Raw genomic sequence first — 13,865 nt, forward strand, 5'->3', positions numbered from 1 at the left:
ATGACCAACACCATTTGCCGCCCGTCGACCCTGTTGGGTCGCAGCGCATTGGGCGCGCTCGCGCTCGCCATCGCCACGCCGGCCCTTGCGCAGGAGGAGGCCCCGGCCACCGAAGCGCAAGCCGCCGAACAGGACATCGTCGTCACCGGCAGCCGCATCCGTGGTATCGATCCGGTCGGCTCCGCAGTCATCGCGATCGACGCCGACCAGATCATGGAAGAACCGGTCACCTCGACCAACGACATCCTGCGCCGGGTACCGCAGGTCGTGTCGCTGGGCGCGAACCGCGCGGGCGGCAACGCCCAGAACGGCGCGGCCAATGCCACGCGCGGCGCGGGCATCAACCTGCGCGGCCTCTCCACCAACGCGACCTTGCTGCTCTATGACGGCAAGCGCTTGCCCCCGCAGGGCACGCAGGGGCAGTTCACCGATCCGTCCGCCATCCCCTCGATCGCACTCGGCCGGATCGAGGTCGTCGCCGACGGCACCTCCGCAGTTTACGGTTCGGATGCGGTTGCCGGCGTGGTCAACCTGATCCTGCGCAAGGATTTCTCGGGGATCGAGGTGCGCGGGCGCTACGGCATTACCGAAGCAGACTATTACGAGGCGCAAGCCGCCATACTGCTCGGGCACAAATGGGATACCGGCTGGATCATGGCCGCGGGCGAATACGCCAAGAACAACAATCTGTTCGGGTCGGAGCTCGACTTCTACACCTCCGATAATCGCAGCCGGGGCGGCCGCGACCTGCGCGGCACCAACTGCGCGCCCGGCACCATCGTCGCGGGCGGCGTCAACTACGCCATCCCCACCGGCGGCGTGACGAGCGCCAATGTCGGCAGCCTTGTCGCCGGAACCCGCAACCTCTGCGAATTCCGCGACATCGCGCAGGTCATCCCCGATCAGGAACGCTGGAGCGGCGTCGCAGCGGTGAGCCAGGAGATCACCGATGGCATCCGCATCTTCGCCGACGGCTTCTATTCGCGGCGCAGCGGCACGTTGCTGTTCAACCCCACCGCCAACGCGACGGTGCCGAGCAGCAACCCCTTCTTCGTCTCCCCGGTCCCCGGTGCGACGTCGGTGACGGTGCAGACGACCTTCCTCGGCGCGACCGGCGCGCTGCCCAACCCCTATTGGGCGAGCACCTGGAACGCATCGGCCGGGGTCGAGGCCGATCTGTTCGGCGACTTCCAGGGCACCGTCTACTATGCACAGGGCCGCTCGGAAGAGGTCGCCGACCGCCGCCGTTCGGGCATCAATGCAGGCGCGCTCAACGCCGCGCTCGCCGATACCAACCCGGCGACCGCGCTCAACGTGTTCGGTGGGCCCAACAACCCGGCGACGCTCGCGCGCATCACCGACAACTACTTCGTGATCGAAGGCAAGACCAAGCTCGAGGTGATCAACGCGCAGATGGACGGATCGCTGTTCGCCATCCCCGGCGGCAATGTCCGCATCGCGCTCGGCGCGGAGCATCGCGTCGAATATACCTATACCTCGCTGCTCACCGGACAGGCGGCGACGCAGGTCCGCACCGCCAGCGATGGCAGCCGCAATGTCGACGCGGTCTTTGCCGAACTGTTCGTGCCGATCGTCGGTGCCGACAATGCCGCGCCGGGCCTCGAGCGCCTCAACCTCAGCCTCGCGCTGCGGCATGAGAATTACAGCGACTTCGGAAGCACCACCAATCCCAAGATTGGCGTGACCTATTCGCCCTGGACCGGGCTGGTGCTCAAGGGCACATATGGCACCTCGTTCCGCGCGCCGACCTTTACCGAGGTATCGACCGTCGGCGGTGGCGCCGGCCTGTATTTCGACACGCTGCCCGGTCCCAGCGGCAACCAGATCGGCATCGGCATCGCCGGCGGCAATCCGAACCTGAAGCCCGAACAGGCGACCACCTGGTCGTTCGGCGTCGATGTTGCGCCGGTCGCGCTGCCCGGCTTCACCGCTTCGCTCAACTATTTCCGGATCGACTATACCGACCAGATTCAAGCGCTGCGCGGCACGCCCGGCCTGCTCACCAATCCGATCTACAGCCAGTTCGTGCAGTTCAACCCGACCCCGACGCAGATCAGCGCGCTGGTCAATTCGGGTCTGCCGATCAACGCCGCGATCAACCAGTCGCTGGTGACGTTCATCGCCGATGGCCGCCGCCAGAATCTCGGCACCTCGCTGTTCCGCGGGCTCGATTTCACCGCCGCCTATCGCTGGAACTGGGGCGGGGTCGATCTCGATGCGGGGATCCAGGGCACCTATATCCTCGACTATCTGTTCGAAGCGGTCCCCGGCGCGGGGCTGGTGGACGTGCTCGACACGATCGGCTTCACGCAGAAGTTCCGCACCCAGGCCGACATCGGCGCCAAGGTCGGCGGGTTCAAGTCGCGGCTGACCTGGAACCACCTCAATGGCTACACCAACACCACCTCGACCGTGTTCCGTGAGGTCAGCAATTACGACACGTTCGACCTGCTGGTCGGCTATGACTTCACCGACCGGATCAACCTGTCGCTCGACGTGCGTAACCTGTTCGACGAGGATCCGCCCTTTGTCGACACCACCAACGGCTTCGACCCGCAGGCGTCGAACCCGATCCCGCGCATGTTTGCAATTACGGCGAACGTGAAGTTCTGATGCCGGCGCTGCTCGCCGCAGCCCTGGCCGGGTGCGCGTCCCTTACGGGCGCGCACCCGGGCGGGGTGACCGTCACCGCGGCGACAGCGATCACCCCCGCGCCCAGCTGGACGCCGCAGACCACCAGCTTTTATCGCGGCGGCCCGGTCAGCGTACCGCTGTGCCGGGTCGAAGGGGTGATCGAGGGCAATATCGGCTTCGAACTCTGGCTCCCTGCAACGTGGAACGGCCGCCTGCTCGGCGCGGGGGTCGGCGGCGACGCGGGCGTCTACAACTATACAGACATGAGCCGCCGGGTGGGCGAGGGCTTTGCCACGGTCACCACCGACAGCGGGCATAAATCCACCCAGGCACGCTGGATGGCCGACCCCAAGGCGCGCGTCGATTACGAACATCGCGCGGTCCATTTGACCGCCGTCGCGGCCAAGGCGCTCGTCGCCAGATTTTACGGCCGCCCGGTGAACAAAAGCTACTTCACCGGCTGCTCGGGCGGCGGGCGTCAGGCGCTCAAGCAGATGCAGAATTATCCCGGCGACTATGACGGCGTGATCGCCGGCGCGCCGGGGCCATATATGCCGCTGCAATCGGTGCGGATGCTGTGGTTCGCGCTGCAGCAGAAATGGACCCCCGCGGGCGCGCTGAGCGATGCCGACTGGGCGCTGTACGAAAGCAAGGCGACCGCCGCCTGCGATGCGCAGGATGGCGTCAAGGACGGCATCATCGCCAACCCGCTCGCGTGCAAGTTCAAGACCGCGACGTTACTATGCAAGTCCGGCCAGACTGAAGGCTGCCTGACCGCGCCCAAGCTAAAGATGCTCGACCTGATCCGCGCGCCGATGCGCGACGAAGCGGGCAGGGCAATGGACGGCGGCCTGTTCGCGGGCGTCCGCACGCGCCCCGGGCCGCCATCGCCGCTGCTGCGCGCGATGTGGGCCGACGGCGTCTATGACGACGCCAATTGGGACGAGGACAGCTTCCAGCGCAGCCGCGACCTGCTGGCCGCCAACCAGCGGATGCCCGAACTGCGCGCCGACAAGGTCGCAATTGCGCCCTTCATCAAGGCGGGTGGCAAGGCCATCCTCTATCAGGGCTGGGCCGACCCCTCGACCAATGCCGGGCCGACGATCGACTATTACGCTGCACTCGCCCGCGCCAATGGCGGCCTCGCCACGCTCGACGACAGCGTCCGCCTGTTCATGGCCCCCGGCATGTATCACTGCGCCCGCGGCCCCGGCGCCGACCAATTCGGCGCGTCGGGGCAGCAGAGCTGGCCGGGCGATCCGTCGCGCGACGTGCTCTGGTCGCTGATCCACTGGGTGGAGAAGGGGCATGTGCCCGCACGCCTGACCGCGACGAAGGTGGTGGACGGGAAGGAGGCGTTCACCCGGACGCTCTGCTCTTACCCACAAGCGGCACGCTGGGACGGGAAGGGGGCGGTCGAAGCGGCGTCCTCCTATCGCTGCGTGATCGATCCGGCGCTGGTCAAATATATGGGTCGAAAGACATTGGTGGGGTTTTAGCTCCTAAAGCCCCCCTCGGAGCTGCGCCTGCTTCAGACGTCCAAGCCATTCTTGACATGTTTCCGCATCAGCCGCTCGAGTCCAACCGCTTTTGACCGGTGATAAGCCAGCTACAACCTGCTACCTTTCCCCAATGATTTGGGCATCGCTCGTTCCGCTTCTAGCCACTATGGCAACGCTGCAACCGGCGCAAACTTCCTCCGAGGATACTGCCCTTATTGACGCCCGGGAAGCTTATCACGAGCGTATTCCAAGTGTCACGAGCGCGGCAGATGCGGCAGATGCGGCAGATAAGCGCGGCGACTTCCGACGAGCGCTGACACTATATGTACAAGCAGCTGAAGACTGCGAGCAGGTGAACGGATTTTCAAACCGTCTCTCCGTTCACCCTGATCGCTTCGCCATTTACGGATGTTATAGATTGTGGCGTTCGGCGCGAAATTTAGCCGACAAAGCAGGGGATATCAGCGCAGGAAATCATGCTGCAGCAAGATTAACCCAAATTATGCAATGGATCGAGGATCACAAGAACCAAATGAGGTCGCAGGGTCCGGTTCAAAAATCTGCGGAATATGATGGCGATTCAGATCCATACAAAATCTTTGATACCCTAAATTCCACCAAGAAGTTTACCGATCCAGCGCGGCAGATGCAATATGTCGAGCGAGAGCTTGGCTGGAAATCAAATAAACGGCCAGAAGATTTAACAATATCAAATTATTATTTAAGGGCGTTAATTATGATTGACGCGTCAGTCGGAAGGTCGGGACCTGCTAAGGTTAATTTGAAGCGTATCAAAAAATATTTCGGTAAAGGACATTGTTCTACAATATATCGTGATATTGCGCGAGATGCAGTGTCTTATGGGAATATGGATGTTGCTATCTTCGCCGGGACGTTGGGCTTGAACTTTGCTAAACATTCGGCAGATCCTTGCAGGCATGATTCGAAGACTGTTGCGATGTGGACTTCCCATGCTGCGAGTGATTTAATAGCAAACTTGATCAAGGTCGGACGCCACCGCGATGCGGCGATCCATTACGGACATTTGTACTCTTATTGCAGTCGCTATGACCCTGATTATCGAATCGAAGATGTCAGCTATTTGGAAGTAGGTGGAAATATATTCCAAACTTTCCCAGAAGGACATGCAATGGCACGTACATTGTATCGACAAGCGATTGAAATTCATGCCGCTCGCCTCGACTACTTGAAAACTTCGGACATCGCTGCTGCCGCCGAACGGAAACGCGCGGTTCCAATGTTCAAAAATGTCGTAGGCAACACTTGGAAGCTAGCTCTGGTGGCGCGACGTTAGACCCTGCGTGTAAAAGGCTCTCCGCGAGGAGGTAGACGACACACCACGCCAGCCGGCGGCAAATGGATCCGCTGCAATCCGCTACCGATGGCGGGCGCTCGGGGACTTGATCGGCACGTTACCCACACTAACGGCTTCCGTGAACGCGCATGGCGACGTCCATGTCATCTTCGCATTGCCCACAATCAGCAGCTAGTCGGCGACCTGTGCGACGCAGAGGCTACGGTCGGTTTCGTCACTCACCCCCCGTGTCTCCGACCCCAATGGTCGGTTATTAACCGGCGGCCCCCTCAACCGGTGCCTTCCACCCGCGCATCGCCAGCAGCGCGCCCGCCGCGACGATCGAACCAAGCCCCATCAGGATCGCCACCGTCGGCAGGCCGTAGCCCGCTGCAAACAGGAACCCGGCAAGGGCAGGGGCCAGCGCCGATCCGCCGCGCCCGACGCCGATGACAAATCCGGTCGCGGTGGCGCGAACGCCGGTCGGGAAGGACTGGGCGATCAGCGCATACAGGCCGACCACGCCGGCGTTGGTGGCAAAGCCAGCCGCCGCGGCAACCATCGACAGCCCGGCCAGATCGCTCTGTCCTTGTCCGAACAGGATGACGAGCGCGGTGGACAGCAACATCGCAACCACGGTGAGCGCGAGCAGCCGGATCTTGCCGGTCAACAGCCCCAGGATCAGCGATCCGGTCGCGCCACCGATGCTTGCCCACACCAGCACGCCTGCGGCCTCGGGCGGCGGAAAGCCCATGTCGACGACGATCTTCGGGATCCATTTGAGGATGAAGTAAAACGTCATGATGTGCGCCAGATAGGCCAGCGTCAGCAGGATCGTCGGCCGGATCAATCCGGGCGAGAACAGATTGACCAGCGGTGCCTTGCGCGACGTCACCACGTCCGGTTCGGGCAGCGCATCGATCGGCGGATGGCCCATGCGGGCGAGGTTGGCGTTGATCCGCTCGAGCGCGTTGGGTGGGCGTTTGTGCATCAGGAACGCGACCGATTCCGGCGCGCGCCACAGCACCAGCGGCACGAACAGCAGCGAACATACCGCGCCGAATACGAACACCGCGCGCCAGTCATACATCGACAGCAGCACTGCGGAGATCGACCCGCCGATGATCGTACCGACCGGATAGCCCGCCGCCATCAGCACCACCGCGAGCGACCGGTGTTTGGCATTCGCCGCCTCCGCCACCGCCGCGTTGGTCGCTGCCAGCATGCCGCCGATGCCAAGCCCGGTGAGCACGCGCCACATCATCAGCGTATAGACGTCATGCGCCGTGGCCGCGCCGAGCATGCCAATGGTCATGATGCCGAGGCACGACAGGATCGTCGCGCGCCGCCCGATGCGGTCGGCAATGCCGCCCAGAAAGAGTGAGCCAATCGCCATGCCGACCAGCTCCATCGACAGCACGATGCCCAGCTGCGCGCGGTCGATGCCCCAATCCTTGGCGATGCCGGGCGAGGCGAAGCTGATCGACAGCACGTCGAACCCGTCGAGCGCGTTGAGCCCCACCATCGTCGCAACCACGCCCCATTGGAACCGGGACATTGGTGCGCGGTCGATCACCGCGCGCGGATCGGTAGCCATTTCCCCTCCAGCGGCCAGTGTCCGGCCATTGTTATATCTGAAAACAACCTATCGATAGATGCGTGCGAGCAATTCCTCAAGTGTTGCCAGTTCGGCTGCACTGAATCGTGCCTTCAGCCATGCCTCATGCTCCGCAATCGCCGCCTTGGCCTGCGCCAGCAACGCCTCACCCGCGTCGGTCAGGCGGAACGCGATGCGTCGCCCGTCGGTGCGTGACGGGCTGCGCGACACCAGCCCGCGCTTCTCCAGCCCGTGCACCAGTGCCATCGTCGTCGCGCGATCCATGTCGAGCGCGACCGCCAGGTCGGCCTGCGCCAGATCGGGGTGATCCCCGGTCAGCCACAGCACCGACACCTGCTTCTGCGTCAGGCCCAGATCGGCGAAATGCTCGACGAAATGCCGCTGCACCGCGCCATGCGCGCGCCGCAGCCGCAGGCCAAGGTTGCGGTCGAGATCGCCGCGCCCGATCGTCACGCGGTCTCCGCCTCCATCAGCTTGCGGATGATCGTCCGCGCGCGCACGCTGCCCTGATCGATCGAATAGCCGCGCAGCTTCATGTCGGGATTCGCCACGATGCTGCGCTGCTGCGCCTCCAGCACTTCGACATCCTCGTCGAACACCTGGCCCTGCTGCGCCTTGAACCGTGCGGTAAAGCCGGCATCGTCGATGTCAAAATTGCGCGCCATGCCCCAGAAATAGTGAGTCGTCGTTTCCGTCTCCGGTGTCATGGCATCGACGACGAAGCCGCGCACCCCCGAATTATGCTCCTCGATCGTATCGCCCGCATCGGCCGGCGACACGCCGACATCGATCAGCACCGAAGAGGGCGGGATGAAGTGGCACACCTGCCAGCGATCGACCGGCCCGGCCGAGCGCAGCGCGTCGCGCCAGAAGGGGGGCGGCTCGATCCCCGGCATCCAGCGGCGGACAAACACTTCTTCGCCATCGACCACCGTCTCGATCGGCGCCTCGGTAATCTCATGCTGCCCGATCGACCCCTGATGCACCCAGGTCTCGTGGCTCAGGTCCATGAGGTTGTCGATCACCAGCCGGTAATCGCAGCTGATATGGTTGTACCCCCCGTCGAACGTCCACCCCGGCGCGCTGCACGGCCAGAAATCGGGGATCGTCGCCGGATCGGCCTTCGCCGCCTCGCCGATCCACACCCACACGAAGCGGTGCTTCTCGACCACCGGATACAGCGTCGCGCACACCGCCTTGGGCACCGCTTCCGACTTGATCGGCATTTCGCTGGCACAGCCGTCGGGCTCGATCAGCAGCCCGTGATAGCGGCACCGGATCGAATCCCCCTCCTTGAACCCCATCGACAGCGGCAACAGCCGGTGCGGACACGCATCGCGCATCGCCACCACGCTGCGGTCGAGCTTGCGGTACAGCATCACCGGTTCGCCACAGATGGTGCGCGCGATCGGCGTGCGGTCCACCTCCGAATCCCATGCGGCGACATACCAGCGGTTGGTGATCCAGGTCATTGCCTCGCTCCTCATCCTGTCCTATCGATCGTCGCAGCATTTTGTATGTAACACTTACAAATATCGCAAGGAGAATCAGGATGCCCACACCCCCGTTCCGCGCCGATCATGTCGGCAGCTTCCTCCGCCCCAAGGCGCTGATCGACGCCCGCGCCGCGTTCAAGGACGGCAGCATCGACGCCGCCGCCCTGCGCGCAGTCGAGGACGAAGCGATTCGCGGCGTCGTGAAGTTCCAGGAGGATCTGGGGCTGGAAGGCATCACCGACGGCGAGTTCCGCCGCACCTATTTCCACACCGATTTCCTGCTCCAGCTCGACGGCGTCGAAGAAGCCGGCGGCACCGCGGTGCATTTCCACCAGCATGGCGGCAAGGAGCTGTCCTACGCCCCGCCGGTGATGAAGATCACGGGCAAGATTGAACATGCCCGCGACATCCAGCGCGCCGACTATGAATTCCTCGCCAGCTGCACCAGCCGCACGCCCAAGGTCACGATCCCGTCGCCGACCATGCTGCACTTTCGCGGCGGCCGCGATGCGATCGATGCTGCAGCATATCCCGACCTCGAGGACTTCTACACCGACCTCGCCGCCGCCTATCGTGCAGAGATCGCCAGCCTCGCCGACGCCGGCTGCCGCTACCTCCAGCTCGACGACACCAACCTCGCGTACCTGTGCGACGACACGCAGCGCGAGAACGCGAGGCTGCGCGGCATGGACCCGGACGAGCTGCCGCGCCTCTACGCCCGCATCATCAACGACTCGATCCGCGACAAGCCCGACGACATGGTCGTCTGCGTCCACCTCTGCCGCGGCAATTTCCGCTCGAGCTGGGCAGCGGAAGGCGGTTACGAACCGGTCGCCGAAGTGCTGTTCAACGAACTGAAGATCGACGGCTATTTCCTCGAATATGACGATCCCCGTTCGGGCGATTTCGCCCCGCTGCGCTTCGTCCCCAAGGGCAAGACCGTCGTGCTCGGCCTCGTCACCACCAAGCTCGGCGAGCTGGAATCGAAGGACGACATCAAGCGCCGCATCGAAGAAGCCGCGCAGTTCGCCCCGCTCGACCAGCTCGCACTGTCGCCGCAATGCGGCTTCTCCTCGACCGTCCATGGCAACGACATCGAGGTCGAGCAGCAGGCGGCAAAGATGCGCCTGGTGATCGACGTGGCGAAGGACGTCTGGGGCTGAACCCACGACCGTCACCCCCGCGAAAGCGGGGGCCCATCTCCTGCACGATCGGCAACCGAACCGGTGCTGTTTGTGGATAGTCCGGGAGATAGGCCCCCGCCTACGCGGGGGTGAAGTCTACGGTTCACTAACCGGCTGATTTCCCAAGCCCCGCAACCCCAAAGCCACCACCACCAACACCCCGATCACCCCCAGCTCCACCGCCGGGTCCGGCGCGATCCGCACCGCCAGCGTCGAGATCAGCGCCGCGCCGCCCATCTGCATCGTCCCGAACAGGCCCGTAGCCGCGCTCGCCCGCTCGCGCTGCTGCTCGATCGCCTCGGCCAGCAGGGCAGGCCCGGTCAGCCCCGCGCCGAACGCAATCAGGCTCATCGCCACGAACAGCCCCGCCAGATGCGCCCCCGTCGCCGCAACGATCAGGATCACCACCGCGCCGCTGCCCAGCGCGACCGATCCCGCAGGCTTCAACCCGCGCGGCCAGCGGCGCAGCACCACCGGCACGCATAACGTCCCGCCAATGATCGCGCACGCCACCGCCGAATAGAACAGCCCCGCCTGCGCCGGCGTCGCCCCCGCCGCATCCAGCACGAATGGTGACGCCGCCAGAAAGGTGAAGAACCCCCCGCTGATCAACGCATTGGACAGCGCGAGCGGCAGATAGCCCCGCTGGCACAGCACCTGCCAATAGGTCCTCGCGATCCGGCGCGGGTGGACCGGCGCCCGGTCGCCCGCCCGCGTCTCGGGCAGCATCCGCAATGCCAGCGCCCCGCCGATCAGCGTCAGCCCGGCAAGGATCCAGAACAGCGCCCTCCATCCCCCGATGCTCGTCACCGCGCCGCCCAGCGCCGGGGCAAGGGCAGGGGAGATCAACGTCACGCTGGTCAGGATCGCGAGCGGCGCTGCTGCCTTGCCCACCGGTGCGGTGTCGGTCGCCATCGCGCGCCCAGCGACCAGCGACGACGACGCCCCGATCGCCTGCACCGCGCGACCGACCAGCATCGTCGCCAGATCGCCCGCCACTGCGCACACCAGCGTCCCGATCAAAAACACCACCAGCCCGCCGATCAGCACCGGCCTGCGCCCATGATGATCCGCAACCGGCGCCCAGCCCAGCTGTCCCAGCGCCAGCCCGATCAGATAGAGCGAGATGACCAGCTGCCCGCCCGCCGGCGTCGCGCCAATGCCTTCAACCAATTGCGGCAGGGCAGGGACGATGATCTGGATCGCTAGCGACCCCAGCGCGATGATCCCGCCCAGCAGGATCAGCCGCCCCCTCGTCGCCTCGGCGCGCGCCGGCGCGATGGTCAGGCTTCCTCGGGCCAGTAAAGCCGCATCGGATTGGCAACGAGCAGCTTGTGCTGCAACTCCGCAGTCGGCGCGATCTCCGGGATCACATCGACCAGCGCGCCGTCATCGGGCAACACGCTTTCCATGTTCGGATGCGGCCAGTCGGTGCCCCACAACACCCGATCGGGATAGGCTTCGACCAGCGGGCGCACGGCGTTCACAAAGTCCGCATAAGGCGGTCCGGCGGGATCGAGCCGGTCGGGGCAGGTGACCTTGGTCCAGATATCGTCGCGACTGTCGAGCAGCGCGCGGAACGCGGTCATGTCCGCCCCGTCCGGTCCCTGCCGCACATCGGGCCGGCCCATATGGTCGATCACGATCGGCACGGGGATGGCGGCAAGGAACGGCTTCATCTCCTCAAGGATATCCGCCTCGAAATAGACCACGACATGCCAGTTCAGCCGCGCAATCCGCTGCGCCACGTCGAGAAACTTGTCCTTCGGCGCATCGTCCACCAGCCGCTTCAAGAAGTTGAACCGCACCCCGCGAATGCCGCCCGCGTGCAGCGCATCCAGCTCGGCATCGCTGATCGCCGGATCGACCACCGCGACCCCGCGACACGTCCCGCCCGACACGGCAATGCCATTCAACGTCGCGGCATTGTCGGTCCCGTGACAGCTGGCCTGCACGATGACGTTGCGCGCAAAGCCCAGCCGCGCGCGCAACGCGAACAGCGCGTCCGGCCCGGCATCCTGTGGCAGATATTTGGCCTTGGGGCTGAACGGGAACTGCGCCTGCGGCCCGAAGACATGGCAATGCGCATCGACCGCGCCCGGCGGCGGGGTAAAGCGCGGCTTGGACGGCTCCAGCGTCCAGCTGCGGATGCGCCCATCGGCGTCGGTCGTGCTCATGCGAAGACTTCCCCATCCATCAATTTGCGCGCCGTCCGCAGCATCCCGGCCTCAATCGGTGCGCCGGCCTCATCCAGCGTCACCACGCATTCGGTCACCCCGGTCGGATGCTCGACCCCCAGGGTCAGCGACCGCCCCTCCGGCACCACCGCCAGCGCCGCCGCCGGCGATCCCTCGATCAGGCACGCGGTCGCCACGCTGACTGCACCCAGCACGCCGATTGAGGCATGGACGCGGTGCGGGATCAGGGACCGGACGGCAATCCCGCCACCCTCGCGTGGGGCGGCGACCAGCATCATCTTGGGCACCGATTTGTCGGTCACGTTGCCCAGATTCATCAGCGGCCCGGCCTTCAACCGGATCGCCTCGACCTTCGCCTTCATTGCCGCATCGGCGTCGAGCGTGTCGCGATCCTCGTATCCGCTGATGCCGACATCGGCCGCCGCGATCACGACGCACGGCATGCCATTGTCGATCATCGTCACGCGCACGCCGTCGATCTCGTCGACGCCGTTGCCGGTGGGCAGCAACGCGCCACAGCTCGACCCTGCAGTATCGCGAAAGGCAAGCGGGATGGGGGCTGCAGTCCCCGGCACGCCGCTGATGCTGGCGTCGCCCTCATAGCGGACCGTGCCGCCGGGCGTCTGGACCGTCGCCACCGCGACCTGCCCGGTATTCTCCATGAAGATCGCGACGCGCGTCGCGCCATCGTGCGGCGCGACCAGCCCGCGCTCGATCGCGAATGGCCCGATCCCGGCCAGGATATTCCCGCAATTCTGCGCATCGGTAACGATCGCCTGATCGACGAACACCTGCAGAAACAGGTAATCGACATCGACCCCGTCGCGCGCAGATTTGCGCACCACCGCGACCTTGCTCGTCAGCGGATCGGCGCCACCCATGCCATCGATCTGGCGCGGATCCGGCGATCCCATCACCCGCAGCAAAAACGCATCGCGCGCGGCGGTATCGGCGGGCAGATCATCGGCAAGGAAATACCCCCCCTTCGATGTCCCCCCACGCATCCACATGCAGCGGACGCCGGTCATAAGAAATTCCTCCCCTGCTCCGCAGGGGAGGTGGCGCCGAAGGCGACGGAGGGGCCGCCGCGAAGACGGCGGAATTTTGCCGAGCTGGTTACGGCCGTCTGCGCGGCCGCCCCTCCACCGCCTTCGGCGGTCCCCCTCCCCCGTTGGGGGAGGAATAGGTGGTCACTCATACTTCAGCCCCATCTCCGCCAGCCGCGGCCGCATGTCGTAGATGTCGAGCCCCAGCTCCCCCGCCGCCAGCCGCACCCGCTTGGCTTCCTCGGCAGCCTCACGCTTGCGCGCAGCCTCCAGCACCGCCGCAGCATCGGCGCGCTTGACCACGCACACGCCATCGTCATCGGCAACGATCACATCGCCCGGCTCGATCGCCGCACTGGCGCACACGATCGGCACATTGACCGACCCCAAAGTGTTCTTGACCGTCCCCTGCGCGAACACCGCCTTCGACCAGACGGGAAAGCCCATCTGCGTCAGGTCGCGCACGTCGCGCACGCCCGCATCGATCACCAGCCCCCGGCACCCGCGCGCCATCGCGCTGGTTGCCAGCAGGTCGCCGAAATAGCCATCGACGCAGGGGGAAGTGGGCGCGAGGACAAGGATGTCGCCCGCCTGCAACTGCTCGATCGCGACATGCACCATCCAGTTGTCGCCCGGCGGCGACGAGATCGTCACGGCATTCCCCGCAATCCGCGCTCCGGAATAGATCGGGCGCATGTAATGGGCGAGCAGCCCGATCCGCCCCTGCGCCTCATGCACCGTCGCGACGCCCGCTTCGGCAAGGCCATCGACGATGTCCATCGGGGTCCGCTGGATGTTTTGAACGACGCGTGCACTCATTGTCTTCTCCGGTGCGGAATGTCGAATCCGCC

The 13,865-nt window shown here is 65.0% G+C and carries 11 protein-coding genes; 4 read left to right on the forward strand and 7 right to left on the reverse strand.

The genetic code is table 11. The features are described 5' to 3' along the window. The 3 genes from ACRYLO_RS04585 to ACRYLO_RS04595 all read left to right on the forward strand — a co-directional run bounded on the left by ACRYLO_RS04585 (position 1) and on the right by ACRYLO_RS04595 (position 5,472). Entirely contained in the window at positions 1–2,634 is a 2,634-nt protein-coding gene (locus ACRYLO_RS04585) for a TonB-dependent receptor plug domain-containing protein (RefSeq protein WP_482659084.1), read from the forward strand. Continuing rightward, on the forward strand, positions 2,634–4,154 hold the full coding sequence (locus ACRYLO_RS04590; protein ID WP_482659085.1) for a tannase/feruloyl esterase family alpha/beta hydrolase: 1,521 nt from the start codon (positions 2,634–2,636) through the stop codon (positions 4,152–4,154). The genes ACRYLO_RS04585 and ACRYLO_RS04590 overlap by 1 nt, the downstream gene beginning before the upstream one ends. A gap of 169 nt (positions 4,155–4,323) precedes the next feature. Beyond that, positions 4,324–5,472, forward strand: coding sequence for a hypothetical protein (locus ACRYLO_RS04595; RefSeq protein WP_482659086.1), 1,149 nt, complete (start codon positions 4,324–4,326; stop codon positions 5,470–5,472). Between the two features lie 274 nt (positions 5,473–5,746). Here ACRYLO_RS04595 and ACRYLO_RS04600 read toward each other — a convergent pair whose 3' ends face one another. The 3 genes from ACRYLO_RS04600 to ACRYLO_RS04610 are packed head-to-tail and all read right to left on the reverse strand — an operon-like array spanning position 5,747 to position 8,562. Beyond that, on the reverse strand, positions 5,747–7,069 hold the full coding sequence (locus ACRYLO_RS04600) for an MFS transporter (RefSeq protein WP_482659087.1): 1,323 nt from the start codon (positions 7,067–7,069) through the stop codon (positions 5,747–5,749). Between the two features lie 48 nt (positions 7,070–7,117). Further along, positions 7,118–7,543 carry a Saro_0803 family transcriptional regulator gene (locus ACRYLO_RS04605; RefSeq protein WP_482659088.1) on the reverse strand — a complete coding sequence of 142 codons (426 nt, stop codon included), beginning with the start codon at positions 7,541–7,543 and terminating at the stop codon, positions 7,118–7,120. After that, complete coding sequence (locus ACRYLO_RS04610; protein WP_482659089.1) at positions 7,540–8,562, reverse strand: Rieske 2Fe-2S domain-containing protein; 1,023 nt, start codon at positions 8,560–8,562, stop codon at positions 7,540–7,542. The genes ACRYLO_RS04605 and ACRYLO_RS04610 overlap by 4 nt, the downstream gene beginning before the upstream one ends. Before the next feature lie 80 nt (positions 8,563–8,642). Between ACRYLO_RS04610 and ACRYLO_RS04615 the strand changes: the two genes are divergently transcribed. Then, positions 8,643–9,749, forward strand: coding sequence for a 5-methyltetrahydropteroyltriglutamate--homocysteine S-methyltransferase (locus tag ACRYLO_RS04615; protein ID WP_482659090.1), 1,107 nt, complete (start codon positions 8,643–8,645; stop codon positions 9,747–9,749). A 117-nt stretch (positions 9,750–9,866) separates the two neighbouring features. Here ACRYLO_RS04615 and ACRYLO_RS04620 read toward each other — a convergent pair whose 3' ends face one another. From ACRYLO_RS04620 to ligK, 4 genes are all read right to left on the reverse strand, one after another. Beyond that, on the reverse strand, positions 9,867–11,072 hold the full coding sequence (locus ACRYLO_RS04620; protein WP_482661672.1) for a multidrug effflux MFS transporter: 1,206 nt from the start codon (positions 11,070–11,072) through the stop codon (positions 9,867–9,869). Then, entirely contained in the window at positions 11,054–11,947 is an 894-nt protein-coding gene (locus tag ACRYLO_RS04625) for an amidohydrolase family protein (protein ID WP_482659091.1), read from the reverse strand. Before ACRYLO_RS04625 ends, ACRYLO_RS04620 begins: the two co-directional genes overlap by 19 nt. Then, positions 11,944–12,996 carry a 4-oxalomesaconate tautomerase gene (locus ACRYLO_RS04630; RefSeq protein ID WP_482659092.1) on the reverse strand — a complete coding sequence of 351 codons (1,053 nt, stop codon included), beginning with the start codon at positions 12,994–12,996 and terminating at the stop codon, positions 11,944–11,946. The genes ACRYLO_RS04625 and ACRYLO_RS04630 overlap by 4 nt, the downstream gene beginning before the upstream one ends. Before the next feature lie 162 nt (positions 12,997–13,158). Further along, on the reverse strand, positions 13,159–13,833 hold the full coding sequence (ligK, locus tag ACRYLO_RS04635; RefSeq protein ID WP_482659093.1) for a 4-carboxy-4-hydroxy-2-oxoadipate aldolase/oxaloacetate decarboxylase: 675 nt from the start codon (positions 13,831–13,833) through the stop codon (positions 13,159–13,161). Between the last annotated feature and the right edge of the window lie 32 nt (positions 13,834–13,865).

Source organism: Sphingomonas sp. SDUR79, assembly GCF_056821745.1.

Excerpts from the sequence above, each read along its gene's own strand:
- ACRYLO_RS04585 (WP_482659084.1), top strand. The coding sequence starts at position 1 with ATGACCAACACCATTTGCCGCCCGTCGACCCTGTTGGGTCGCAGCGCA.
- ACRYLO_RS04590 (WP_482659085.1), top strand. The coding sequence starts at position 2,634 with ATGCCGGCGCTGCTCGCCGCAGCCCTGGCCGGGTGCGCGTCCCTTACG.
- ACRYLO_RS04595 (WP_482659086.1), top strand. The coding sequence starts at position 4,324 with ATGGCAACGCTGCAACCGGCGCAAACTTCCTCCGAGGATACTGCCCTT.
- ACRYLO_RS04600 (WP_482659087.1), bottom strand. The coding sequence starts at position 7,069 with ATGGCTACCGATCCGCGCGCGGTGATCGACCGCGCACCAATGTCCCGG.
- ACRYLO_RS04610 (WP_482659089.1), bottom strand. The coding sequence starts at position 8,562 with ATGACCTGGATCACCAACCGCTGGTATGTCGCCGCATGGGATTCGGAG.
- ACRYLO_RS04615 (WP_482659090.1), top strand. The coding sequence starts at position 8,643 with ATGCCCACACCCCCGTTCCGCGCCGATCATGTCGGCAGCTTCCTCCGC.
- ACRYLO_RS04625 (WP_482659091.1), bottom strand. The coding sequence starts at position 11,947 with ATGAGCACGACCGACGCCGATGGGCGCATCCGCAGCTGGACGCTGGAG.
- ACRYLO_RS04630 (WP_482659092.1), bottom strand. The coding sequence starts at position 12,996 with ATGACCGGCGTCCGCTGCATGTGGATGCGTGGGGGGACATCGAAGGGG.
- ligK (WP_482659093.1), bottom strand. The coding sequence starts at position 13,833 with ATGAGTGCACGCGTCGTTCAAAACATCCAGCGGACCCCGATGGACATC.